This is a genomic window from Nodosilinea sp. P-1105 (assembly GCF_012911975.1).
Classification (GTDB): domain Bacteria; phylum Cyanobacteriota; class Cyanobacteriia; order Phormidesmidales; family Phormidesmidaceae; genus Nodosilinea.
Genome location: NZ_SMDQ01000056.1, coordinates 16,658 through 39,150 on the forward strand (window position 1 = coordinate 16,658; position 22,493 = coordinate 39,150).

22 protein-coding genes and 1 pseudogene are annotated in these 22,493 nt (G+C 53.1%); 14 read left to right on the forward strand and 9 right to left on the reverse strand.

Annotated features, from left to right (window positions below; genetic code table 11):
* Nucleotides 1–167: 167 nt before the first annotated feature.
* The 9 genes from E1H13_RS19665 to E1H13_RS19705 all read left to right on the forward strand — a co-directional run bounded on the left by E1H13_RS19665 (nucleotide 168) and on the right by E1H13_RS19705 (nucleotide 6,244).
* Nucleotides 168–743, forward strand: coding sequence for a DUF2808 domain-containing protein (locus E1H13_RS19665; protein WP_169615818.1), 576 nt, complete (start codon nucleotides 168–170; stop codon nucleotides 741–743).
* A gap of 137 nt (nucleotides 744–880) precedes the next feature.
* Nucleotides 881–1,018 (forward strand): 50S ribosomal protein L34, encoded by a 138-nt coding sequence (gene rpmH, locus E1H13_RS19670; RefSeq protein ID WP_169615820.1) that lies wholly within the window; start codon nucleotides 881–883, stop codon nucleotides 1,016–1,018.
* Between the two features lie 11 nt (nucleotides 1,019–1,029).
* On the forward strand, nucleotides 1,030–1,428 hold the full coding sequence (gene rnpA, locus E1H13_RS19675; protein WP_169615822.1) for a ribonuclease P protein component: 399 nt from the start codon (nucleotides 1,030–1,032) through the stop codon (nucleotides 1,426–1,428).
* The gene (locus E1H13_RS19680) at nucleotides 1,415–1,810 is read left to right on the forward strand and encodes a PH domain-containing protein (RefSeq protein WP_169615824.1); all 396 of its coding nucleotides are present in this window, start codon (nucleotides 1,415–1,417) and stop codon (nucleotides 1,808–1,810) included. The genes rnpA and E1H13_RS19680 overlap by 14 nt, the downstream gene beginning before the upstream one ends.
* A 106-nt stretch (nucleotides 1,811–1,916) precedes the next feature.
* Nucleotides 1,917–3,062: a membrane protein insertase YidC gene (gene yidC / locus E1H13_RS19685; protein ID WP_169615826.1), complete on the forward strand. Its 1,146-nt coding sequence runs from the start codon at nucleotides 1,917–1,919 to the stop codon at nucleotides 3,060–3,062.
* 6 nt (nucleotides 3,063–3,068) lie between these two features.
* Nucleotides 3,069–3,587, forward strand: coding sequence for a R3H domain-containing nucleic acid-binding protein (locus tag E1H13_RS19690; RefSeq protein ID WP_169615828.1), 519 nt, complete (start codon nucleotides 3,069–3,071; stop codon nucleotides 3,585–3,587).
* Nucleotides 3,588–3,595: 8 nt separating this feature from the next.
* Complete coding sequence (locus tag E1H13_RS19695; protein ID WP_169615830.1) at nucleotides 3,596–4,117, forward strand: YceD family protein; 522 nt, start codon at nucleotides 3,596–3,598, stop codon at nucleotides 4,115–4,117.
* Between the two features lie 37 nt (nucleotides 4,118–4,154).
* Entirely contained in the window at nucleotides 4,155–5,678 is a 1,524-nt protein-coding gene (locus tag E1H13_RS19700) for an AAA family ATPase (protein ID WP_169615832.1), read from the forward strand.
* A gap of 65 nt (nucleotides 5,679–5,743) precedes the next feature.
* Nucleotides 5,744–6,244, forward strand: a complete 501-nt coding sequence (locus E1H13_RS19705; protein ID WP_169615834.1) for an SH3 domain-containing protein — start codon at nucleotides 5,744–5,746, stop codon at nucleotides 6,242–6,244.
* 37 nt (nucleotides 6,245–6,281) lie between these two features.
* On the opposite strand, the gene ilvD is transcribed toward E1H13_RS19705, so the two are convergent.
* Entirely contained in the window at nucleotides 6,282–7,979 is a 1,698-nt protein-coding gene (gene ilvD / locus E1H13_RS19710; protein WP_169615836.1) for a dihydroxy-acid dehydratase, read from the reverse strand.
* Nucleotides 7,980–8,364: 385 nt separating this feature from the next.
* Here ilvD and E1H13_RS19715 point away from each other — a divergent pair, with 385 nt between their 5' ends.
* The 5 genes and pseudogenes from E1H13_RS19715 to E1H13_RS19735 all read left to right on the forward strand — a co-directional run bounded on the left by E1H13_RS19715 (nucleotide 8,365) and on the right by E1H13_RS19735 (nucleotide 12,646).
* Nucleotides 8,365–8,529 (forward strand): hypothetical protein, encoded by a 165-nt coding sequence (locus E1H13_RS19715; RefSeq protein ID WP_169615838.1) that lies wholly within the window; start codon nucleotides 8,365–8,367, stop codon nucleotides 8,527–8,529.
* 411 nt (nucleotides 8,530–8,940) lie between these two features.
* The gene (locus E1H13_RS19720) at nucleotides 8,941–9,660 is read left to right on the forward strand and encodes a Uma2 family endonuclease (RefSeq protein ID WP_169615840.1); all 720 of its coding nucleotides are present in this window, start codon (nucleotides 8,941–8,943) and stop codon (nucleotides 9,658–9,660) included.
* A 4-nt stretch (nucleotides 9,661–9,664) separates the two neighbouring features.
* Nucleotides 9,665–9,748: pseudogene (locus tag E1H13_RS28090) on the forward strand (DUF3782 domain-containing protein); the annotation flags it as partial.
* A 1,304-nt stretch (nucleotides 9,749–11,052) separates the two neighbouring features.
* Complete coding sequence (locus E1H13_RS27740; RefSeq protein WP_169615842.1) at nucleotides 11,053–11,622, forward strand: type IV pilin-like G/H family protein; 570 nt, start codon at nucleotides 11,053–11,055, stop codon at nucleotides 11,620–11,622.
* Nucleotides 11,623–11,839: 217 nt separating this feature from the next.
* Nucleotides 11,840–12,646, forward strand: coding sequence for a hypothetical protein (locus E1H13_RS19735; protein WP_206070724.1), 807 nt, complete (start codon nucleotides 11,840–11,842; stop codon nucleotides 12,644–12,646).
* A gap of 126 nt (nucleotides 12,647–12,772) precedes the next feature.
* On the opposite strand, the gene E1H13_RS19740 is transcribed toward E1H13_RS19735, so the two are convergent.
* The 8 genes from E1H13_RS19740 to E1H13_RS19775 all read right to left on the reverse strand — a co-directional run bounded on the left by E1H13_RS19740 (nucleotide 12,773) and on the right by E1H13_RS19775 (nucleotide 22,374).
* A complete protein-coding gene (locus tag E1H13_RS19740; RefSeq protein ID WP_169615844.1) occupies nucleotides 12,773–15,367 on the reverse strand; it encodes an O-antigen ligase family protein in 2,595 nt (864 codons plus the stop codon).
* A gap of 2 nt (nucleotides 15,368–15,369) precedes the next feature.
* The gene (locus E1H13_RS19745; RefSeq protein ID WP_169615846.1) at nucleotides 15,370–16,815 is read right to left on the reverse strand and encodes a sugar transferase; all 1,446 of its coding nucleotides are present in this window, start codon (nucleotides 16,813–16,815) and stop codon (nucleotides 15,370–15,372) included.
* A gap of 99 nt (nucleotides 16,816–16,914) precedes the next feature.
* Nucleotides 16,915–17,700, reverse strand: coding sequence for a WecB/TagA/CpsF family glycosyltransferase (locus tag E1H13_RS19750; RefSeq protein WP_169615848.1), 786 nt, complete (start codon nucleotides 17,698–17,700; stop codon nucleotides 16,915–16,917).
* Nucleotides 17,701–17,788: 88 nt separating this feature from the next.
* Nucleotides 17,789–18,970, reverse strand: a complete 1,182-nt coding sequence (locus tag E1H13_RS19755; protein WP_169615850.1) for a glycosyltransferase — start codon at nucleotides 18,968–18,970, stop codon at nucleotides 17,789–17,791.
* An 8-nt stretch (nucleotides 18,971–18,978) separates the two neighbouring features.
* On the reverse strand, nucleotides 18,979–19,869 hold the full coding sequence (locus E1H13_RS19760) for a hypothetical protein (RefSeq protein WP_169615852.1): 891 nt from the start codon (nucleotides 19,867–19,869) through the stop codon (nucleotides 18,979–18,981).
* A gap of 26 nt (nucleotides 19,870–19,895) precedes the next feature.
* Nucleotides 19,896–21,221 carry a flippase gene (locus E1H13_RS19765; RefSeq protein ID WP_169615854.1) on the reverse strand — a complete coding sequence of 442 codons (1,326 nt, stop codon included), beginning with the start codon at nucleotides 21,219–21,221 and terminating at the stop codon, nucleotides 19,896–19,898.
* Nucleotides 21,222–21,636: 415 nt separating this feature from the next.
* Entirely contained in the window at nucleotides 21,637–21,942 is a 306-nt protein-coding gene (locus E1H13_RS19770; RefSeq protein ID WP_240966739.1) for a hypothetical protein, read from the reverse strand.
* A 240-nt stretch (nucleotides 21,943–22,182) separates the two neighbouring features.
* Entirely contained in the window at nucleotides 22,183–22,374 is a 192-nt protein-coding gene (locus E1H13_RS19775; protein ID WP_169615856.1) for a hypothetical protein, read from the reverse strand.
* Nucleotides 22,375–22,493 lie beyond the last annotated feature (119 nt).

Below are 22,493 nucleotides of genomic sequence, written 5' to 3' on the forward strand. Positions count from 1 at the left end.
GCTATCGCTGTGAGAACGCTAGTCCATCTCTCCCTGGTCCTAGGGGCCAATCAACAGCCCGGTTACACCACTGGCACAGATCCGTCCACGGATCTATGGCTGCACAGGATACAGTTTCTTATGGCATGGGGCTGCCCATATCCGACTGTTCCCTAAGGAGGTACACGATGACATTCCTGAAACACACCATAAAGTTTGCAGCCATGGGATTGGCTGCTGCTACCATCGCTACTGGTTTGGGGACGGCATTACCCCAGCCCACCCTAGCCCAGGGAGGATTAACCATCTTCGGCGGTGTCGACCCCGATTTTCGTCTCAACTACTTTATTGACTTCAATACCCCCTTTAGTCGCAACGCCCGGTATTACCTCAATATCAACCGCACCAAATTGCCTAGGGAAGTGATCAGCCTTGAAATTGACTACCCTGAAGCCTTCACTGAGATGCGAGGGCGTTTAGACCCCAATGCGATTGAGCTACGGCGGGGCACTTGGCGGGGTGACGGCAACATTCCCTTGAAAGCTGTCGACTGGATCGAAGATGAAGGGCGGATTGAGCTCATTCCTGAAGAGCCGATCCCAGCCAATACAAATTTAGTCGTGGTGATGTCGAATGTGCAGAACCCTCGGCGCTATGGCTATCACTACTTCAACCTGCGGATGATGTTCCAGGGAGATGTGATGAACCAGTACGTCGGCACCTGGCCTTTGGAAGTTGCATCTGACTCGAACCGTCGCCGGTAGTGGACCCCCACAGTAGCAAGCTACTGTGAGCTTAAAAGCTCGAAAGTTCTGCGAGTTCTGCGACTAACCCCAATGTTCCCCAGGGTCTATGTGCTAATATAATAGACCGTGAATTTGCATAAGAATGAGGCATCCCCATGAGCAAGCGTACATTACGAGGGACTAACCGCAAGCAAAAACGAACCTCTGGGTTCCGGGCCCGCATGCGCTCCCACACCGGTCAAAATGTGATCAAGGCCCGTCGGCGCAAAGGCCGGGCTAAGCTAGCCGTTTAAATGGCTCCAGGGTGCTGCCTAAACATCATCGTCTCCGGAGCTCTCGTGACTTTTCCCGAGTCTACAAACACGGTAAGAAGGCTGTCTCAACTCATTTGATAGTACGGGTATATCATGGGGATAAGGCTCAGTCTGCTCAGGCTGGGCCTTCACTGTTGCAAGGGGAGGCGGTCACCGGTCCCAAAGTGGGCATCACCGTGAGTCAAAAAGTTCACAAGCGAGCGGTGGTCCGTAATCGGCTGAAGCGGCAACTCAAAGCGGCTTTCAGGACGTTGCTGCCCGCCATTGCCCCTTCCCTTTGGGTGGTGATCAACGTGCGCCCTGGTGCCACTCAGTGCGGATATGGCGAATTTTTGCGAGAATTAGAGGAGTTGTTAACTAAGCTAGAGGTCATCCATGGGCATTCGTGAGGATGTGTACTACGAGGGCGGACCCCACATTGGCGATTTGATCATCAATATTCTGTTGGGGTTTACGATCATCTGTCTACCCCTAACGGTGGGGGCGATTACCCGGGCCCTGTGGTTGCGCTATCGCATCACCAACCGTCGGATTTCAGTGACGGGCGGCTGGATGGGGCGCGATCGCACCGATATTATTTATTCAGAAATTAGTAAAATTGTCACGGTGCCCCGGGGGATTGGCCTTTGGGGAGATATGGTGGTTACCCTTAAGGATGGCAGCCGCCTTGAGTTGCGGGCTATGCCCAAGTTTCGCGATGTCTACGACTACATCAGCGAAAAGATTTCGCCCAGGGCAAAAGCCGCTAGCGGTGCATTAGGAACCAGCTAACTTACGGAAACCCCTAACTGGGGTGGATGGGTTGCGCGCCATCGAGTACGGTAAATTAAGTAATTGAGCAGTTGATGTCATATCCCCACGGCGGGATTAGGTGCCCATGGATTTTGGTATTGGATTTCTTTCGAACAACATTATGTTGCCGATCCTGGATTTTTTCTACGGGATCGTGCCCAGCTATGGGTTAGCCATCGTTGCTCTGACCTTAGTGATTCGCTTAGCCTTGTACCCGCTTAACGCTGGGTCTATCCGCAACATGCGCCGCATGAAGGTGGCCCAGCCATTGATGCAGAAGCGGGTCAAAGAAATTCAAGACCGTCACAAAGACGATCCCGCCAAGCTGCAAGAGGAAATGGGGAAGGTTTACAAAGAGTTCGGTAACCCCTTGGCGGGTTGTTTTCCCGTGCTCTTGCAAATGCCAATTCTGTTTGCCCTGTTTGCCACTCTGCGGGGGTCGCCGTTCTCTAACATCTCCTACGACGTTAACTTCCAGGTCTTTCCCCAAGAAAAAGTCGAGCAGATTCAGCCGCAAATCTATAGCACCTCCCCAAAAGCTATTTATGTGTCTGACGGGGCTCACTTCCCCATCGCCGCCGTAGTGCCTGGGGGCACTAAGCTCGTGGTTGGCGAAAAGACCGATGTACGCTTACAGGCGGCCGACGGCCAGGATATTGACGCCCTGGTGGCCGAATACAATGAGGCTGGTGCCGAGTTTCAACCCCAATGGCAGGTCGCCAAAGGGGATGAGGTGATCGATATTGACCAAAACGGCCATATTACGGCCCTAGCCCCCGGTGAAGCCTCTATCAAGGTTGAGGTGCCTGGCCTGGCAGCGAATAAGGGATTCTTGTTTATTAAGGCTCTGGGCCGGGTGGGGGTCACTGGTGAAGACGGCAGCATCCACTGGGACATCTTGATTATGGTGTTGTCCTTTGGCGCTAGCCTCTACGTTAACCAGTTGTTGTCAGGGCAAGGCTCTAGCTCGGATAACTCTCAGCAAAATGCGATTAACAAATTTACGCCGATTATTTTCTCGGGTATGTTTCTGTTTTTCCCATTGCCTGCCGGGGTGTTGATGTACATGGTGATTGCCAACATCTTCCAGACGCTACAGACCTTTATTCTGTCGCGGGAACCCTTGCCAGAGAACCTGCAAAAGATTGTAGATGCAGAATCTAGTAAGTCAGAGGATAATCGCGGTACCCTGCCCTTTGAGCCGGGGCGCGCTAAAAAGAAAAAGGCCTAGATGACTATGGGTGAGCAAATTGCAGCCGCTGGGGTGGAATGGTTAACCTCCCTGCTGACGATGCAGGGGGTGACGACGACGGTGAAGGCGTCTTTTCAGGACGACGAAGCTGGGTCAAGCTGTTGGCTGACAATTGATCATGCCCCCCTCAGCCCAGAGCAGGTACAGGCTCTGATTGGCGACGGCGGTCGAGTGTTGGACTCGATTCAATATTTGGCTAACACCACCCTTAATCTCGGTAAATCGGACACCGAACAGCAGGCCTTTACCATTGAGCTAGACGGTTATCGGGCTCGTCGCTTAGAGGAACTCAAAGCCCTAGCAGAAGAAGCCGCTAACCAAGTGCTGGCAAACGGCGAAGCCTATGAGATTCAGGGGCTATCGTCGGCTGAGCGGCGACAGGTGCACCATTTCCTCAGCCATCAAGAGAGCTTGACCACCTTTAGTCGGGGGCGAGAACCTGACCGTCGGTTGGTTGTCTGTTTGGTCGCTCAACAGGACTCGAATCAGGACTCGAATCAGTAGGGCTAAGGATGGATAAGGTTTATATTCCGCAGCTGCTTCAGCAGCCCGAGAAAACCCTGAAACTTGAGATTGATACCTCCTTTCCTGAGCTAAATACCCTCACCCCTGTGCGGGGGGAGGTGACGATGGTCCACCAGGGCACCTACTTAGAGGTGCAAGCTGTGGCTGAAACCATCGTCACCCTGACTTGCCACCGATGTCTGCAAAGCTACAACCACCGGGTATCGCTGGCCCCCCATGAGCTGATTTGGTTAGAGCCTGACCCCGATCCCACCGCCTTGCCCCTGGAGCGAGAGGTGGGGGTGGATGAGTTGGTGGAAACCCTGCCCCCCAACGGCTACTTTTATCCGGCCACCTGGCTCTATGAGCAGGTGTGTCTGGCGCTGCCCCAGCGGCAGGTGTGCGACGCCAACTGCCCGGGCATTGCTGTGCCTGAGGCGGAAGATCAACAGGTGGGGGGCAACCCGGTCGATAGTCGCTGGTCGGTGCTGAGTCAGTTGCAGCAACAACTTCAGTCTCCCGATACCTAACCCCCCACTGGCCCCCATACTCGCCCCCATACCCGCCATGGACTTTACTGACGAACTTGGGCTACTGATTCGAGCCCGCTACCCGATTATTTATATCGCCACCCCAGAAGAAGAGCGGGCTGAAGCCGCGATCGCCCATTGTGCCCAAACCCAGGGCCAGCGGGCCGTCTACACCTGGGACTTTGTGGAAGGTTACCAGGGGAACCTGAACGACGCCGGGTTTGGCCGCCGCAACCCCCTGCAAGCCCTGGAACTGGTCGATAAGCTACCGGCTTCGGCCCCGGCGGTGTTTGTGCTACGAGACTTTCATCGATTTTTAGACGATGTGGCCGTGGCCCGTAAGCTGCGCAACCTGGCCCGCAGCCTCAAGGCCCAACCCAAAAATCTGGTGATTCTCTCGGCTCAACTGACCATTCCCGAAGAGTTGGGAGAGACCGTCACCGTGCTGGAATTCACCCTGCCCAGTGCCGCTGTGATTCGCCAAGAGGTGAACCAACTGCTGAGCGCCACCAGCACCACCCTGCCCCCGGCCATGCTCGATGAAGTGGTGCGCACCTGCCAGGGGTTGTCCCTAGAGCGGATTCGGCGGGTCCTGGCCCGGGCGATCGCCAGCCATGGTAGCTTTGACGATCGCGATCTAGACTCGATTCTAGAAGAAAAGCGCCAGTCCATCCGCCAAACCCAAATTCTGGACTACTACCCTGCCACCGAGCAAATTTCCGACATTGGTGGCCTAGATAACCTGAAAGATTGGCTGCTGAAGCGGGGGGCCGCCTTTTCTGAAAAAGCCCGCCAGTATGGCTTGCCCCACCCCCGGGGGTTGCTGCTGCTGGGCATCCAGGGCACCGGCAAATCTCTCACCGCTAAGGCGATCGCCCACCACTGGCACCTGCCCCTGCTGCGGCTGGATGTGGGGCGTCTGTTTGCGGGGCTGGTGGGGGAATCAGAATCTCGCACCCGGCAAATGATCCAGCTGGCCGAAGCCCTGGCCCCCTGCATTCTGTGGATTGACGAAATCGACAAAGCCTTTGCCGGGCTGGATGGACGCGGGGACTCAGGCACCACCAGCCGCGTGTTTGGCACCTTTATCACCTGGATGGCGGAAAAAACCTCCCCGGTGTTTGTGGTGGCCACCGCCAACAACATTCAGTCCCTGCCGCCAGAAATGCTGCGTCGGGGCCGATTTGACGAAATTTTCTTTGTGGGGCTGCCCAACCAATCAGAGCGCCAGGCGATTTTTGAGGTGCACCTGGGCCACCTGCGACCCCACACCCTGAAAACCTACGACACCGCTCGCCTAGCCTATGAAACCCCAGACTTTTCTGGGGCCGAAATTGAGCAGGCGATCGTCGAAGCCATGCACCTGGGCTTTAGCCAGGGGCGTGACTTTACCACAGACGACATTCTAGAAGCGGCTAGCCAAATGGTGCCCCTGGCCCGCACCGCCCAAGATCAAATCGAAGCGCTCCAGGCCTGGGCTGCTTCTGGCAAGGCCCGTATGGCCTCCCGGGGCAGTGGCTTGGCCAGTCGGCTAAAAGCGTCTCAACCCGATGGCGATTAGCGTCGCTTACGGTACCATTAGCGATCGGGAGACAGCGATCGCACGACAAGGGGCAATTGAAACCTATGCAAAGATTTCTGGTTGGCCTATCAAAGTTGATTTTGGGCCTGGTGGTGGCATTCACGCTGCTCTCGTTTGCGGGGGTGGCCACGGCCCGCTATTTTATGGGGCGGCTGTCGATTTTGCCCCCCAAACCGCTGTATGGTGACGAGTTGCCAACAGCCCCCCCGACCGCCGACGCTCCGGAGGAGGTTGCCGTTGAACCCGAGGTGGCCCCACCCCCCGAGGTAGTATCAGAGCCCGAGGCGGCCCCGCCCCCTGAGGAATTTCCAGAAACCGAAGCAGAAGTGGATGAAGGGGCCTATACCGCTGTGGTGGTACAGCCCATTGGCCTGGTGCTGCGGGAAGGCCCCGGGGTCGAGTATCCCCAGATTGGCGGCATTGACTACAACCAAGACCTGGTGGTGCTAGAAGAACCTGCTGAGCACGACTGGATTAACGTGCGAGTGGTGGCCAATGGCCAGGAAGGCTGGGTCAAGTCCGGTAACACCCGCCCCCGGGAGTAGGGGTGTACGTTTTTTCGTTCTTCTACCTTCCACCTTCCTAATCAGTAGGCCCAAACAGCTCTAAGTCCGTCACCGCCCCCTGGCTGCTGGAAGACACCAACTTGGCGTACTTACCCAACACCCCCCGGGTATAGTTGGGCTGGCGGGGTCGCCAGGCCTGCCGTCGTCGGATCAATTCTGCGTCGGGCACATTCAGCTGCAGCAGGTTTTGGTCGGCATCAATCGTAATCGAGTCCCCTTCCTCTACCAGGGCAATGGTGCCCCCCACCGCCGCCTCTGGAGCCACATGGCCCACCACCATGCCATAGGTGCCTCCCGAAAAGCGACCGTCGGTAATTAACCCCACGGCATCGCCCAGCCCCGCCCCAATGATTGCTGAGGTCGGGGCTAACATTTCGCGCATCCCCGGGCCTCCTTTCGGGCCTTCATAGCGCACGACCACCACGTCCCCCGCCTGAATGCGTTTGTCTAGGATGGCTTGCAGACAGTCCTCTTCGGACTCGAACACCCGCGCTGGGCCGGTAATCTGCCGATGCTTAATGCCGGTCAACTTGGCTACGGCCCCTTCTGTGGCCAAATTCCCTTTCAAAATGCCCAGATGCCCTTGGGCATACAGGGGCTGGTCAAAGGGCCGAATGACGTCTTGACCAGTCCGGGGGGTTTCAGGAATAGCCGTCAGCAGTTCAGCAATCGTTTGGCCGGTAATGGTGAGGGCATCCCCATGGATCAGACCTTGCTTTAACAGCATTTTCATCACCTGAGGCACACCGCCGACCTGGTGGAAGTCGGTGGCTACATAGCGGCCGGAAGGCTTCAGATTGCACAGCACCGGTACCCGACGCCGGATTGCTTCAAAGTCATCGATTTTGAGTTCGACGCCAATGGCGTTGGCGATCGCCAGCAAGTGCAGCACAGAGTTGGTCGAACCACCCACCGCCATAATCACGGCGATCGCATTTTCCAACGCTTTGCGGGTCAAAATCTGTCGCGGCAAGATCTGCCGTCGAATCGCCTCCACCAAGACAATGGCAGATTGCTCGCTGCTATGGGCTTTTTCGGCGTCCTCAGCCGCCATGGTCGAGGAATACATCAGACTCATCCCCATCGCTTCAAAGGCCGAGGACATGGTGTTGGCCGTGTACATCCCCCCACAGGACCCCGCCCCAGGGCAGGCGTGGCGCTCAACTGCCAGCAGGTCTTCGGCGGTGATTTTGCCCGCGCTATATTCGCCAACCGCTTCAAAGGCGCTGACCACGGTGAGGTCCTGGCCGTCGTAATGCCCCGGCTTGATGGTGCCACCATAGACAAAAATTGCCGGTATGTTCATCCGAGCCATGGCAATCATGGCTCCCGGCATGTTTTTGTCGCAACCGCCGATCGCAATTACCCCATCTAAGCTCTGACCATTACACACAGTCTCAATCGAGTCAGCAATCACCTCCCGGGACACCAGGGAATATTTCATCCCCTCTGTCCCCATCGAAATCCCATCGCTAATGGTGATGGTGCCAAATAGTTGGGGCATGCCCCCGGCCTGCCGCACCCCGGCCTCCGCCTGCTGAGCCAGGTCCCCTAGCCCCATATTGCAGGGGGTGATGGTGCTAAAGCCATTGGCAATGCCCACAATCGGCTTGACAAAATCGTGATCGCCAAAGCCGACGGCTCTCAGCATGGCTCGATTTGGAGTGCGCTGCACCCCCTGGGTAATGGCCTGACTTCTACGGTTCTCGGACATAGCGTTTGCGGGTACCTGTGCTCAAAAAGACTGTTCAAATCCTATCGGATTCGCTTCCCCTGTAGCGATAGATTGGTTCACAGCCTATGGATAGAGTCATAGCCAGGGCGGGGCAGACGGCTGATGAACGGGTGATCCCAGCTTGGCTACCCCTGACAACTGCCCACTTTCCCCAGGAAAATGTGAACTAATTTAACTAACCCTTAAGCTTAGTGTCAGATCACCAGGGGTTCAAATTTTCGCCAAAGTCAAAGTGATAGCGTGAGGTCTGTAGGCAACGCTACCGCTAAAGAATAAAGGGGTCTGGTTCTGCGATCGCCCTAGGATGCCTTGGCTTTAGCCACAGCTAGCTTCTATATCAGCTGTCTTTTAGTCCCTGAAATCCATGCATAACGTACAAAAAGACTGGGTTAGCGCCATTGGTATCGCCGCATTGGGCGCTGGGGTAATCACCTCCTTCGCCGTTGCCCAGGGACAAAACCCCCTTGTTGCCCTGGCGATCACCGCCTTCGCCGCCGTTTCAGCGGTGACCATTGACCATTTCCTGTAAGGCGTCCTTTTTCGTAAGGTGGGCTCTGCCCACCCTGTCAGGGTGGTGGTACTTTTCCCGAAAACCCCTGGAACTAAGAGACTTCGGCCACAACCACCAGGGAGTGAACTCCCTGGCTCACCGCAGAAGTCTGCTAAAGCAGACTGGAGAACGCCGCTCCCAATCCTCTTCAGAGGATTTCTGCTTTGAGCCTTGGACTTCTAGTCCTTGGCTCAGCGGCCAATCCGAGGGATCGACCCCTAAATCTGCCTCACCTTGACAGGGCTGGGTGGGCTCTGCCCACCCCTCGGATAGAAAGTTTTCCAGAAGTCACCTTGGGATTGACCGACCACTCCTGCGGCGTCAAAGCGTTATCAGCCCTGAGTTGCTACCCTAGGGGTAACGTGTTCGCCAAGGTTTGACGCGATCGCCATGACCCAGAGCCTCAGCCCTAGTCCCCAATCGCCCACAGACCTACGGCCAGATGTGACCCATCTGGTGATTGAGGATGAGACGCCAGTGGATAACTTTTTGTCGGCCAAGTTGCAACGCTTGCTGGTAGAAATTCTCTATAGCTCCTGGGCTAGCCTGGGCCTGACCCGCCCCTTTGTGGCCGATGCAGATATCGGTATTTTTGCCTCAGTGAACCAGCCGCCCATCGTGCCGGATGTGTTTGTCGCCCTGGATGTAGAAGCGCCCCAAGATTTTCGCCAGAAGCGGAACCGCACCTATCTGGTGTGGGAGTTTGGCAAGTCGCCAGATGTCGTCCTGGAGATTGTCTCGAACCGGGAAGGGAACGAATTGGGTCGCAAGCTGGGCGACTATGAACGGCTGGGGGTGAGCTATTACCTGGTGTTTGACCCACTGCAACAACTGGGGGAGGAGCTGTTGCGGGTGTTTGGACTGCATGAAGGGCACTATGTGCCCCTGGCCGAACCCTGGCTAGAGCAGGTGGGGCTAGGGCTAACCCTGTGGGAAGGGGAGTTTGAAGGGGTAACGACAACCTGGCTGCGCTGGTGCGATCGCGACGGTAATCTGCTGCCCACCGGAGCAGAGCGGGCCGAGCAAGAGCGCCTGCGGGCCGAACAGGCAGAGGCCAAGGCCGCGAGGCTGGCAGCTCGGCTGCAGGAGTTAGGGATTGAGCCGGATTAATGCTCGCCAGGGCCTGTTTGTGCTGGCCCAGTCGGGGGAAGATGTGGTGATTTTGAACGATGCCCAGTTTGAACCACAAGGGTGGTAAGGCATAGACTACGACCCTACCCGTCGCAGTCCATGGTTTCCGGTGGGGTTAGTGCAAGATCTAGAAGCCTTGCTAGAGCATAAGGTAGACGTGGCTACTCCAGCGATGCTCAAAGCGCGTATTCGCGATGGTCAGAGACCGGCCCAAAGGGCCATCGCATTATGCAGGAGGCTATCCCCCTTTGAGGCGTGACGCCTGGGATATTGCTAATAACGACCTGCAACCGCTCAAGGCCAGCATCCAAGCCATACGACAAGACTTGGATGCTCCATAGCCCCCCAGCCGTGGGTTACGGTGGCTCTTAGGTGGTCAGCGATCGCCCCATCCCCGATCGCGTAGGCACCCTACGGCTTCAATCCCCTTCGGGAAAGGCAAAACCCTACAAAAATTCCTCCACCTTACCCATCCCTCACCCGTGGGTTACGGCGGGGCTCAAGTGACCAGGCGATCGCCCCATCCCCAATCGCCTAACCCACGCTACGAATCCAAAATCCAAAATTCTCGCAAACCCACCCCTGCCTACTTCGGCAAGTTGCCCCTCCGGGGCCGCTACGCGCTAGCGAAGCCATGCCACAGGCTATACAGCACAGGCCTCCCAAGAGGGGAACCGGACACCCCTACCCCATCCAATTCCCCTTCAATCCAAAATCCAAAATCCAAAACTCCCCGCTTCCCATTACCTCCCCAGGGCGGACACACAGGTCCGCCCCTACACACCCATCCACCCTACGGCTTCAATCCAAAATCCAAAATTCTCGCAAACCCACCCCTGCCTACTTCGGCAAGTTGCCCCTCCGGGGCCGCTACGCGAACAGCACAGGCCTCCCAAGAGGGGAACCGGACACCCCTCCTTCCCCATCCACCCCCAGGGCGGACACCCAGGTCCGCCCCTACGCCACCTTCCCCACCCCATCCAATTCCCCTTCAATCCAAAATTCAAAATTCAAAACTCCCCGTCTTCCCATTCCCTCGCCAGGGCGGACACACAGGTCCACCCCTACACACCCATCCACCCTGCCCTGCGGGAAGCCGCTCCACGTCTACCACCCATCCACCCATCCACCCTACGGCTTCAATCCAAAATCCAAAATCCAAAAACACCCCATCTCCCCATCTCCCCACCTCCCCATCTCCCCACCTCCCCATCCACCCATCCACCCATCCACCCATCCACCTCCCCATCTCCCCTGAAGGTCATCTCAAAAAAAAATAGAAGCCCGTGATATGAAACCTGAAAGTCGTGGGTAGTCTAATCAAAGAAGCGCATCGAACACTACCTCGCTTCTTAAGGAGACACCTAGATCATGAAAACTTCTCTCAAAGCAAAGCTACTACAACACCTGATCGCCAAGAAAGAAGACGGCGGCTTCACCCTGATTGAACTGCTGGTTGTTATCATCATCATCGGTATTCTGGCTGCGATCGCTCTGCCCGCATTCTTGAACCAAGCCAACCGCGCCCGCCAGTCTGAAGCCACCACCTACGTTGGGTCTGTCAACCGTGCTCAACAAGCTTATCGTTTGGAAAATAGGACTTTCTCAGATGAGTTGGTGAATCTCAGCTTAGGGATTCAAGATCAGACAGAATTCTATATCTATGGTGATGATGACGGTAATGCTGGTGATTTAGAGGCAATTGATGGTGGGCAGCTTAGCAACTCTGTATATGTGTCTGCGACTCCCCGAGATGAAGCTCTTTTGGGATATACAGGGGCGACTTATACTCTTCAAGATAGTGCTGGTAATTCGACTACCACAGCTATTCTATGTGTAAGCTCTACTCCAGATAACGTTCCTAACGTTTCGTTAGATGGTGAAGCTGGAGTCGATCCAGTGGTTAGTGCTGGTGATGGTGAATGCCCAGATAATGACTAAGCTAAGATTAAGACTTAGTTGGGGCTGCTAATACTAGGAGGCAATTCTTTTATCTAGAGTTGCCTCTTGCTTTTTTCAAATCTGAGTATGTGGCAGTTTATGATCCAACGAAATTTGTCAAAAATTTTGTCAGTCAAGCGCTACTGGTACTGCCCAATTTTTCACACCAACAAGAACTATCATATATTTTTCACGAAGTCTGCATTCATCGAATAAAATGAATTATCGAGATCAGAGAAAGAGTTGGCTTAATCTTTTTTTATCCTTAGCTATTGTGCCTACTCTGTTTTTAGTTGTTGCTGGATTGCAGTGGTCTCGACTCAATTCTCTAAATTCAGGCACTGAAACTCAGAAAGATCTTTCCGGCCTTCAGATACAAGAGAAAAAAGATATTACCAGTCTTGAACTGCTTAGACTAACTCCTGATTTTGGATATAGGAATCTAATTGCAAACTGGTCTTTTCTAAATTTTCTTCAATATTTTGGCAATGCTGACGTTCGAAACAAGATAGGCTATCGGGCTAGTCCAGAGTTCTTTGAGGTCATTATTAAGAACGACCCATACTTTATTCTTTCCTATCTTTATCTTTCTACCAGCACCTCTCTCTTCGCCGGTGACCCCGATCGCGCCGTAGACCTGATGACTCAGGGTATATCAACTATGACCCCTGAAACTCCAGAGAGGGGCTATTTGGTGTGGCGCTACATGGGCATCGATCAACTGTTGTTCTTGGGCGATGGCGAAGCTGCACGAGAGTCGTTTGCAACCGCGGCTGACTGGGCCGACCAATCAACGCTTCCCGAAGCCGAGTCAGTCGCCCAAGCTTCGCGCCAGACCGCTCATTTTCTAGAACAAAACCCCACCAGCAAGGCCGCACAAATTAGTGCCTGGGTACAAATTGCCAGCTTTGCGGTAGACAATGAAACTCGCCGTCAAGCGGTTGAGCGGATTGAATCCTTAGGGGGTGAGGTTCTCGCCGATGAACGGGGCCGAATTACGGTCCGCTACCGCACTGACGAGTAATCCTAAAGCATCAATCCAGATCCCAGGGTTCTGCCCTAGGATGCTCCGAAATTCTAAGCCCATGAGCCCAAGAACCCTGGGATCTTGGCATACTGTACTGGCGTTCCAGTTCTCAGTTTGAGTCCCCTATTCCGCCAAAACCTGGTTCCGTAGTTGATCGCGATGGGGTTGCAACGCCTGATCTAAGGCGGGTAAGTAAGCAGGGGACACAAACACTGTGGTCAAAAACTGAACCACGGGAATATTTTCGACCCTGGGGTAAAAGTCAGACGGTAATGGACCATCAATCTGGCGGCTGAGCACCCCAAAGCCCAGGCGGTTACTGCGCGGTTCCCAGCTGGGGGCGGTGCGTTTCAACCAATCGTCAAAGCTTTCGGCATTGTTTTGGCTCACCACCAAATCCTGGATTGTATCGGCGGGGGGCAACGCTTCACTGAGCTGGGGTAAGTCTTCTTGCCGGGTAACCCAGGCGGTTTCTAGAAGAGACTGGCGTTGGTCAGGGGTTTGCCAGGCGGCGATCGCATATTTGGCTGGGGTTTCTGGCAGGCTATCGATGGTCACCACCTGCCCTCGGGCCAGGGCCAGCAAGGCCAAATGAACCTCGGTACCGTGAGCTTGCCAGTCTTGGGCTGCACCATCCAGGTCATCAATCCACCACCGCAGCGTACCCCGGGCCTGATGTAAAAAGGGGGTTAGGCTAGGGTGGTCGGGGTAGGCGGCCAGGAGCTCGCTGTAGTGCTGCTCTAGTCGTTCCGTTACAGCTGGGTACAGATCTGCCAGGGAGCCTCCCCGCCAAATGGGGCTGGTCAGCAGGGCTGGATGACGGATGATTTCCAGGGCCATGGCGTCTACAGCGCAGTCAGTATTCCCCGCTTGCCAGCAGCTAAACCCCAGGCCAAAAAATACCCCAGGCTTAGCAGGTACCAGGGCCGTGGAGCGGGCAAAAGATTCTTGGGCCAGGTCCGGCTGCTGATTTTCTAGCTGTAGCCAGCCCAGGTTAGAGTGGCCAAATTCTTGATAGGGCACAATTTGATTCCCTACCTCGAACCAGTCAATGGCATCGGTAAGCAAAGTTTGACGCAGGGGTGGATTATCCGTAATCCGATAGCTCAAATTACCCAGGTTGTAGCCCAACTGATAAGGGTAGTAGGGTTGCCACGGGGCTAACCTGTGGGCTTCTTCCACGTCGGCGACAAACGCATTCAGATCGGGCTCGCGGGCCGTCAGGGCCGAGAAGCCAGCACTGGATATGGCCCAGGCTCGGTGAATCGGGATCACCCAAATCGACATGGCCAAGGTCAGCCCCAGCCCCACCAGCGCTAGAGCCCGGTTGGCCCGAGGGAACTCGGCCATTGGCCCAGCGGCAGCAGGCCCAGTCTGAGGGCTAAGCGTCTGGGAAATGACGGCCAGATAGACGCAGAGCACGCCGGCAATGCCGATAATATCCAGCTGATAGTCAGTCAGGGCCATCAGCCCAAAGGCCAGGAGCCCAGCCAACAAACTCCACACCAAAATGGGGGATAAGCCAGAGGGCGTTTGGTCCGGCTCCTGACGCACCCAGCGGATCACCATAATCCCCAGCAAGACAATCAGGGCCAGAGGTAAAAGCACTCCCCAAACCCCCAGTTCTCCCCACAGTTGGGCGGGAGTACTGTGCAGTTGAAATTGCAACTCAGCCTCTCGGCCAGCCCAAGCCGGGCGATACTGCTGATACACCAGCGGCACACTGCCAGGGCCAACCCCAGCCAGGGGATGCTGGCGGCCCATCTGCCAGCCAACTGTATTGGTAATCAACCGATAGGCCAATTCGCTACTGGCAACATTGCCCTGGGCAATATTCCCCAAAAACATGCGCAGGCGGTTATTGCTGATGATCGCCACCCCAATCAGCGCCAGGGTGCCTGCGCCCATAGCCATCACTAATCGCCGGGATACATGACTGTAGAGCAAGGCAATGAGTAAGGCCACGCTGCTGGTCATGACTAAAGCGATCCAACCGCCACGAGAACTGGTGGTATACAACGTGCCTAAGCCCAGGGCTACGCCTGCGGCCCAAAGCCAGCGTTGCCAACCACGATCGTTTATCGTTAGCCCCACGCACAGGGGAATCACCAGGGCAAGATAGCCAGCCACATAGTTTTGGTGGCCAATCGGTTGCCAATTACGCAAACTGGTAAGGCGAAAGCTGAAGGTGACGTCAGCCCCATACTGCTGCAAGGTTTGCAGCCGTTGTAGTTCTGGCCAGTAGATTTGAGTTATCCATAATCCCAGGCTGAGAATCATGAAGGCGATGGCTACATAGCCCTGAAACCTGAGCAACGTTTGGCTGCGATTCGCTGATGTTAGCCACCCCCGCAGGGCATAAAGAGCGGCGAGCCCTGCCAAAGCAGCCCAGGTATGCCACCGTGCCTGAACCGGAAATTCTGCTGAAAGGGAGGATATGCCCAGGCCAACCACAGTTAATAGGGCGACCCAGTCTAGGCCATGGCCGAGGGCAAACGCACTCAAAGGTTTGTGCCACAGTTGCCATAACAGCCACAGCACCGGCAGCGTTAGGGTCACTTGCCACAGAAAAACCCAGGGCCACATCAACATTAGGGTGCTGCTGCCAGGCAATAGGGTAAATAAGACATAAAACGCTGCCACCAGGAGAGCCAGCAGCGTACCATCGGCGGTTTTGGCAGATATTTTGTCAGGGGTAGGGGCAATCGGTTTATCCATTGTTAGTAAGCCCCTTTGCCAAACAGCACAATTCGGATGGTTTCAGTCAAAATATCCAGGTCCAGGTTGAGGGACCAGTTATCGATGTAGTACAGGTCTAGACGAGCGGCATCGTCAAAACTTTCAATATCAGAACGACCCGAAATTTGCCACAGGCCAGTAATGCCGGGCAGCACCTGGTGGCGAATGTGGTGCCAGGGGTCAAAGTGCTGGATGTCTCGCAAGGGCAGGGGGCGGGGGCCGACCAGGCTCATTTGGCCTAGCAATACGTTGAAGAGCTGGGGCAGTTCGTCCAGACTGGTGCGTCGCAGCAGGTGACCCACAGCGGTAATCCGGGGATCTTGCTTGATTTTGAACATCACCCCGTCTGGGTTTTCGTTCTGGGCCTCTAGCTGGGCCTGCATCTGGGCGGCCTGGGTGACCATGGTGCGAAACTTCCAAACATGGAACACCTGGCCATGCAACCCCATCCGCTCTTGGCGAAAGAAAACTGGACCGGGGGAGGTGACTTTGATGGCGATCGCGATTCCCACAAATACTGGCATCAGCACCAGGACGCCTAGTCCGGCCCCCAAAAAGTCGAGAACTCGCTTCAGACGATACTCTAACCCGCCCACCAGGGTGTCATGAATGCTGAGCACCGGCAGCCCGGCAAATACCTCGGGCACTCCCCGCCGGTAAAGCATTTCGCGGCTAGAGGGTAGCAGCTTCATGGGAATGCCCGCCCGCCGCAGTCGCCAGTACAGCTTAGAGGCCAGTTCGGTTTCGGGCAGGCTTTCCACTAAAACCTCCGTAGCTCTGGCCCCAAGAATCGCTTGAAATGTGGTTTCTGAGTTAGCTGTCGCGGCCAGAGCCGCCCCCACCACCTGGCAACCAGCTCGTTTTTGCAGCACCTGGGATAGCCGCTGTAAGCGCTGAGCCGGAGCAACCAAAAAAACGCGAGATTGCACCTGGTCTCGCTCCACCTGGCGTAGCACCGCATTATTGATTAACCGGCCGGTGACGACAAAGACCACACTACCCAGCCAGGCGGTAATGAATAACGAGCGGGGTGGATCAAGGTAGGGATCGTAGAAATAACTAACCACCAGTGCCAGCAAAAAGACGGCACTCACGGTTTGGCCGGCTTTCAGGTAGTTGCTGACCTGGGTGTTGGAACTATACAGCCCCCGACGTGCTAGCCACAGGACGGTGACGGCGGCAAAGACCCAAAACAAGCTGGGCAAGCCAAACCAGACCCACCAGACCAGCGGATCAGGCATGGGGGAATAAAACTGGTTGAAGTAACGGGCCAACTGCCAGGCGATCGCCAGCGCCAGCACATCCCCCAAAGCCAGGACAATAGCGCGTTGCCAGCGCCAAGAGAGCAGTTGCTGAAGCTGAAGCCGCTGGGGGGCGCGCAGATCGGGATTGGCCGGGCTAGGCCGTTGGCGTAACTTACTATCCATGGGGGACGGGGGGGCTAGGGGTAGTGCACCTGGGTAAATCCTGGGTGACGTAGGCGGGGCTAGGATATTGTTAGGGTTCCGCAGAGTGCGCTAAAACTATCAGCGCTTGCCTGGATTGAAAAACCCTGTAATATAGTGCCGTAGCAGTTGCCCAGTAAACAGCACCACAAAGATTGGGTTATTGATTAAATAGCGTTTCCACAGTCGCAGGGGCTCTCGACTAAAACGGTAGGCCCACTCTAGACCCAGTTTCATCATCCAACGGGGGGCTTGGGAGACTTTGCCACTGTGAAAAGCAAAGGCCGCCCCAACACCAATCATGACGGCGTTAAGACGGCCTTGCTGCCGGGCCATCCAATATTCTTGTTTGGGGCAGCCCAGGCCCACAAAGACGACTTTGGCGCCGGAAGCGTGGATGCGATCGATGTCGGCCTGTTCTTCGGCGGGGGTAAGGGGCCGAAAGGGGGGAGAATAGCTACCGGCGATGGGTAGCCCAGGAAAGGCTTTTAATAGTTTTTCTTCCAGGCGGGCAAGGGTTTGGGGTGTGTTGCCATAGAAGTAAACCGGGATATGCTGCTGGGCAGCATGTTCGCAAAAAGCCAGCATCAGGTCAGGGCCATAGACCCGCTGCTGTCCCTTGACGCCCAAAAGCCGCAATCCCCAGACCATTGGCATGCCATCAGGAGTGACCAGGGCAGCCCCGTCGAGCACAGCCCGATAGCTGGGCTGCCAACGGGCAGTCATGACGACGTGGACGTTGGCGGCAACGATGTAGCAGGAGGTGGAATCGGTGGCCCAGGCTTGGATGCGATCGCAGGCGTCATCATAGCTGGTGCCATCGATGCGGACTCCTAAAATTGAGCGGGATGGACAGGTAGACTGCACGTTAGATACGGTTGCGAATGTATCGCTATCCTACCAGCGAGCCAAAAAATCAACCAAAAGCCCTTACTTATACACTTACACTTATCCGTCAATTGAGCTGAGCCCTCTTACTATCAATAGCTTGTTGGTAAATATCCATCAGCATCTCGTAGTTGCGTTCTGCGGTGTAGTTCTGCTCAAATTCTTGCCGGGCATTGTGACGCATGACTTGCCAATAAGTAGGATGATTAAGCATCCAAGTCACTTGATTGACTAGGTCAGCTGCATTACCAGCCTCAAAATGCAGGCCAGTGCGCTCGGGCACAATCATGGAGGCCATGGCACCAAGATTAGAAGCGATTACGGGAGTGCCTTTAGCGAAAGACTCAATAATAGTACGGGGCATACCTTCATACCAAAGAGAGGGAAAAATTAGAGCTCTAGCTTGGCCAAGTAGGTGATAGATCTGCTCTAAAGGCTTCTGACCTAGATACTCAATGTTAGAATCTCTATTAGCAATTGCTTGTACCTTTTCTTGAAGTGGTCCTGAACCAGCAATTTTCAGTTTGATGCGTTCACTCAAGTATGACCAAGCTGTAAGCAAGGTCTCGACACCTTTTTCGGGAGATAGGCGGCCAACATAAAGAACTGAGTCATTTTGTTCTGTGCCAGGTAGTGGATCTGGATATATGAAGTTAGGCTTGACACGGATTTTATGCGCCGGAATACCATGAGAAATAAACTTTTCACGGGCAAATTCTGTGAGGGCAATGAACATGTCCACTTTCTTCTGGTAAGTACGCAGTAGTCTATGTAGACTCACTGTGCTAGCGGCAGCGAGTGAACCTGCCAGACTATCGCGATAACATTTTTGGTAAATACCAGAGATGGGTACAGGCTGATTAATGCATAGTTCACAGACTTTTCCGTCTCGGAAGAAATAGGCATTTAGGCAGTAAAGACGATAATTTCGTAAACTCATCACAGTCACCACACCTTCTCGTTTAGCTGCATGAAAAACAGCGGGAGACATCAAAGGAAAAGTGTTCTGAACGTGCAGAATTTCAGGATGACTTGATCGGATGACTTGATGAATTTCATGATAGTCTTTAAAGCTCCATATTGAACGAAGTCCAACTTTCCATAGAGGAGAGCCATGAATCGTCCTATTATCACAAAGATATTTTTTTAACTCATGTCCTTTAGCCATCAACAACTGGCTTTCTTGAGCAAAAGATTGATCTTCGCCACCTGGAATCAAATGTCTATTATGTGCCATAAGAATTTTCATGATAGGTATCAAAAATTACTTAATCTATGTTCAGCAGCCCATTTTGCGCTATCAAAATCGAACAAGCTATCGAAATAAATACAAGCATTTTCAATATTCCATATTCCAGATTTGATTTGCGGCCAGCAATTGACATGCCTTTTTTCGACAACAATCGGAGTCATCAGCCTTACTGGTATTTTTTGATACCCTAATACCCTTAAAGAAGATATTCTATGAAATCCCATCTCCACAAGGAATCGATACTTCCCATCTCTATACAAAAGAGTTCCAGCAATATCTCCATTTAATCCTGAATCACGCACATAGCCTTTTTTCTGAATAGAGGAATACACATCAATAAGTCGTTTATACTCAATTTCCCCCTTCCTGGCACTAACTGGTCCATGATGAGAGAAGCCTTCGCTAATTTTCATACTTCCATAGCCAGCATTAAGATTTTCAGCCTCTTGACTTTTGCGTATATTGTCAGCTTTTTGAATAGAATTACCAGCTTCCCAAGGAAAGAAGTAAGTATAAGATGGAAACGTCAAATAGTCAGTTGAAATTTGGTCAGTAGTTATGCAGGGTTCCATAGCAAAGTCAGGTTGAAATTTAGCATAATATTTTTTAAGGATGGAGTTCTCATAACCAAAGGAAATATCATTTTTATATTCGAGTAAAGTAGAAACAAAAGGATGCCATCCTTTATCAGAGAAAGAAAATCCATTGTGAGAAACACATTGATTTATATCAATTAAAAATGCATTAATATACCTACCAACCAAAATACTTGATCTTAGCTGATACAATGTCTGTATATGGTTTTCTGCTAGCCCACTATATTGACTGTATTTAACTATATCATAGCCAAATTTCCTAAAGAAATTCAAAATATATTTCTCGACATGAATTTTCATATTTCAATTGCCTGCTATTCTCTTGACTATTTTTTCAGGAAAAATGAATTAGTCATGATAAGTGCAACTTTTCTGGTTGGCCTAAAAAGAAATCCAGAGAAATAATTGGCTAATGAATAAGACAGCAGAGTCGCCATACTTGCTCCTAAAATGTTGAATTTTATGATCATAAAATAGTTAAGCGTGACATTGACCACAGCTCCTAAAGCAGTTGAAAAAAAATACAAATGAAGCAAATTCTCTGATGCCATCCATAAACTTCGAATAACCCCAGCAGAAATAAAAATACCTGAGAATGCATTAACTTTCATTATTAAAACTGCGGTCAAATACTCTTCGCCCAAAAGCGCTTTAACCAAGGTTTCGGAAAATAAAAGCAGAATAACTATAGCCGCATAAGAGATAAGGGTGGTGATCCTAAAAAGTCGATTTAATCGATGATAATAAATCCCTTCATCATTTTCTTTTGAAGCTACTATAGCTGGGAAAGCAGAGATTGAGATTGCAACTGGAATAAAATACCATCCTTCAGATAATTTTATAGCTATTGAATATATTCCAACTGCATCGCTGCCAACGAGTTGACCTAACATAACCTGATCAATTCGCATATAAATCACAAGAGCCAATCCTGACAAGATCAAGGGCCAACTTTCAAGAAAAAGTGTGCATGCTTTTTTGTATTCAAAGCGCCAAGATCTAAGTTTATTTTGGGTTTTATAATATGCAAATCCTGAGAATATAGCAGCTACTACAGATTCTAAAATATGAGTCACCCCGAAAAAAATTACAGTTGCATTAGATAGTATGAAGCTTATTCGAGTTAAGCTACTAATTACATAGGCTGATCCACGAGCCAAAACATCAGGCTTAACTGCAATTTGAGATTCAAACCAAAAAGTGATCACGTCTGAGGCTTGGAATATAGAGCCAGAAGCTATTACGATCACTAATGTTTGAAGTGTTAGATTATTTGGTTGTATAGATTTTATTATTAAAATTGCTGCCGCTAAAGAAGCTATTCCTGATATCAGACGCAACCCAAAAGCAGACCCTAAGATCACCTCTTTTTGTTCGGGACTCTGTACAATGTCACGCACTACAGGTTTATGCAACCCAAGTTTATATAAAGGGGTAAACAGAGCCACAAAGGCAATGGCAAAACTTAACGTGCCAAACTGATCAGGTCCCAAATAACGAGCCAGCCAGATGCCGACAGTTAGTTCTCCCACAGCCTTCAGCAGCTTATCGGCAAACAGCCAACCCGTGTTCCCCACTAGCTTTTGCGCCATTGGGCTAGCTAACTGCCGTTGTAGTGTCGGAGGCAGAAACTTAAGCCAACGGGGAGGCATGACTGTAGGCTCAGAAAGGGGCACGTGTTGATCTTAGCGAGGATAGGGAGCTTAGCTTCCCATAGACCTACCAGGTCCAGGAGTTGTGGTTAATAGTATGCCCCTCCTCACCATCAAAAGTGATCATTGCCCCCAGCCCTTGACCTGACACAGCTCTGGTAGACAAATCATTATGCTGCCAGGAAAATCGCCTGTGGCTATGGCAGTTATGTTTTCCATTGTGCCCACACTCTGCGTAGGGATGTCCCCAGCGGCGCTCCCGCGCCCAATCTAAAGAGGATGCCGGAGTGGGCGATGCCCACCCCCCAAACAACGCTGTCACAAGCAGATCCCAGGGTTCTCCCTCGGCCTGCACCACCATTCATAGCCAACGCACCCAAGCACCCTGGGATCTAGGCTTGCGCCCCAGAACCATCTACTCCAGCGGCGCGATCCGGCGCGACATCACACTGATGTATTCGCCATTGCGCCCAGTGGGCATCGGGTCGACCCAGGCGACGCGATCGCAATAGTGCAACACCTCCATGCGGTTGATGGCTTCGACCACCGCCGCATAGTCCCCCAACAGGATGTGGCAAAGCCGATCCGGTTGGTAGGTGGGCAGCTTGAACTGAGTGGAAACCTTCAGGTCTCCAGGATTCGATTCATACATACGGGTGTCTCCGTTTTCGGTATAGGAAAACGGGGAACGATCTAGCCGTCCCAAATGAAGGTGAAACAAGACGCTAGCTTAGAATGACTCCTAAGGGCATCTCACTTACCGTATCTAAGAGGGATGTCTCAGGGGATTTGAGGAGGTCGCAACTCCTCTCTTCCCCGCCTAGAAGGCATTCCCCGCCAAAACATCATAGGCTAAGTCCGCTGGGAGTTCAACCGTATTGAAGACGATCCCAGGGTTCTCCTTCGCCCTGCACCACAATTCATCGCCCACAACCTCAGAACCCTGGGATCTGGGCCAGTATCAGATCTCACCATATTCCTGCAAAAACTCCACAAAATCAGCTACGGCTGCTTCGACTTCGGCAGTGGGACTGAGTAAATGCCGTGCTTGGAGAACGATCCATCGATTTTGGATTCTTTCGCGCAGCGTGGCGGAGCCAAACTCGGCGAGCCGCTCGTTCTGCTTCCTCAGTTCTTTGTTGCTCTTCTGCAAGTCTTCGTTGCTCTTCTCTAGCCAGGCGATTTGCTTTTCGGTTTCGACGGTCCCACGCTGCGCACGGGCTTCGCCCTACAACGCCGAAATTAACCAACGCCACCAGGAGGGCTGCCACG

Bases quoted from the DNA above. Each gene is read 5' to 3' on its own strand.
- E1H13_RS19665 (WP_169615818.1), top strand. From the start codon at position 168: ATGACATTCCTGAAACACACCATAAAGTTTGCAGCCATGGGATTGGCT.
- rpmH (WP_169615820.1), top strand. From the start codon at position 881: ATGAGCAAGCGTACATTACGAGGGACTAACCGCAAGCAAAAACGAACC.
- E1H13_RS19680 (WP_169615824.1), top strand. From the start codon at position 1,415: ATGGGCATTCGTGAGGATGTGTACTACGAGGGCGGACCCCACATTGGC.
- yidC (WP_169615826.1), top strand. From the start codon at position 1,917: ATGGATTTTGGTATTGGATTTCTTTCGAACAACATTATGTTGCCGATC.
- E1H13_RS19690 (WP_169615828.1), top strand. From the start codon at position 3,069: ATGGGTGAGCAAATTGCAGCCGCTGGGGTGGAATGGTTAACCTCCCTG.
- E1H13_RS19695 (WP_169615830.1), top strand. From the start codon at position 3,596: ATGGATAAGGTTTATATTCCGCAGCTGCTTCAGCAGCCCGAGAAAACC.
- E1H13_RS19700 (WP_169615832.1), top strand. From the start codon at position 4,155: ATGGACTTTACTGACGAACTTGGGCTACTGATTCGAGCCCGCTACCCG.
- E1H13_RS19705 (WP_169615834.1), top strand. From the start codon at position 5,744: ATGCAAAGATTTCTGGTTGGCCTATCAAAGTTGATTTTGGGCCTGGTG.
- ilvD (WP_169615836.1), bottom strand. From the start codon at position 7,979: ATGTCCGAGAACCGTAGAAGTCAGGCCATTACCCAGGGGGTGCAGCGC.
- E1H13_RS19715 (WP_169615838.1), top strand. From the start codon at position 8,365: ATGCATAACGTACAAAAAGACTGGGTTAGCGCCATTGGTATCGCCGCA.
- E1H13_RS19720 (WP_169615840.1), top strand. From the start codon at position 8,941: ATGACCCAGAGCCTCAGCCCTAGTCCCCAATCGCCCACAGACCTACGG.
- E1H13_RS27740 (WP_169615842.1), top strand. From the start codon at position 11,053: ATGAAAACTTCTCTCAAAGCAAAGCTACTACAACACCTGATCGCCAAG.
- E1H13_RS19735 (WP_206070724.1), top strand. From the start codon at position 11,840: ATGAATTATCGAGATCAGAGAAAGAGTTGGCTTAATCTTTTTTTATCC.
- E1H13_RS19740 (WP_169615844.1), bottom strand. From the start codon at position 15,367: ATGGATAAACCGATTGCCCCTACCCCTGACAAAATATCTGCCAAAACC.
- E1H13_RS19745 (WP_169615846.1), bottom strand. From the start codon at position 16,815: ATGGATAGTAAGTTACGCCAACGGCCTAGCCCGGCCAATCCCGATCTG.
- E1H13_RS19755 (WP_169615850.1), bottom strand. From the start codon at position 18,970: ATGAAAATTCTTATGGCACATAATAGACATTTGATTCCAGGTGGCGAA.
- E1H13_RS19760 (WP_169615852.1), bottom strand. From the start codon at position 19,869: ATGAAAATTCATGTCGAGAAATATATTTTGAATTTCTTTAGGAAATTT.
- E1H13_RS19765 (WP_169615854.1), bottom strand. From the start codon at position 21,221: ATGCCTCCCCGTTGGCTTAAGTTTCTGCCTCCGACACTACAACGGCAG.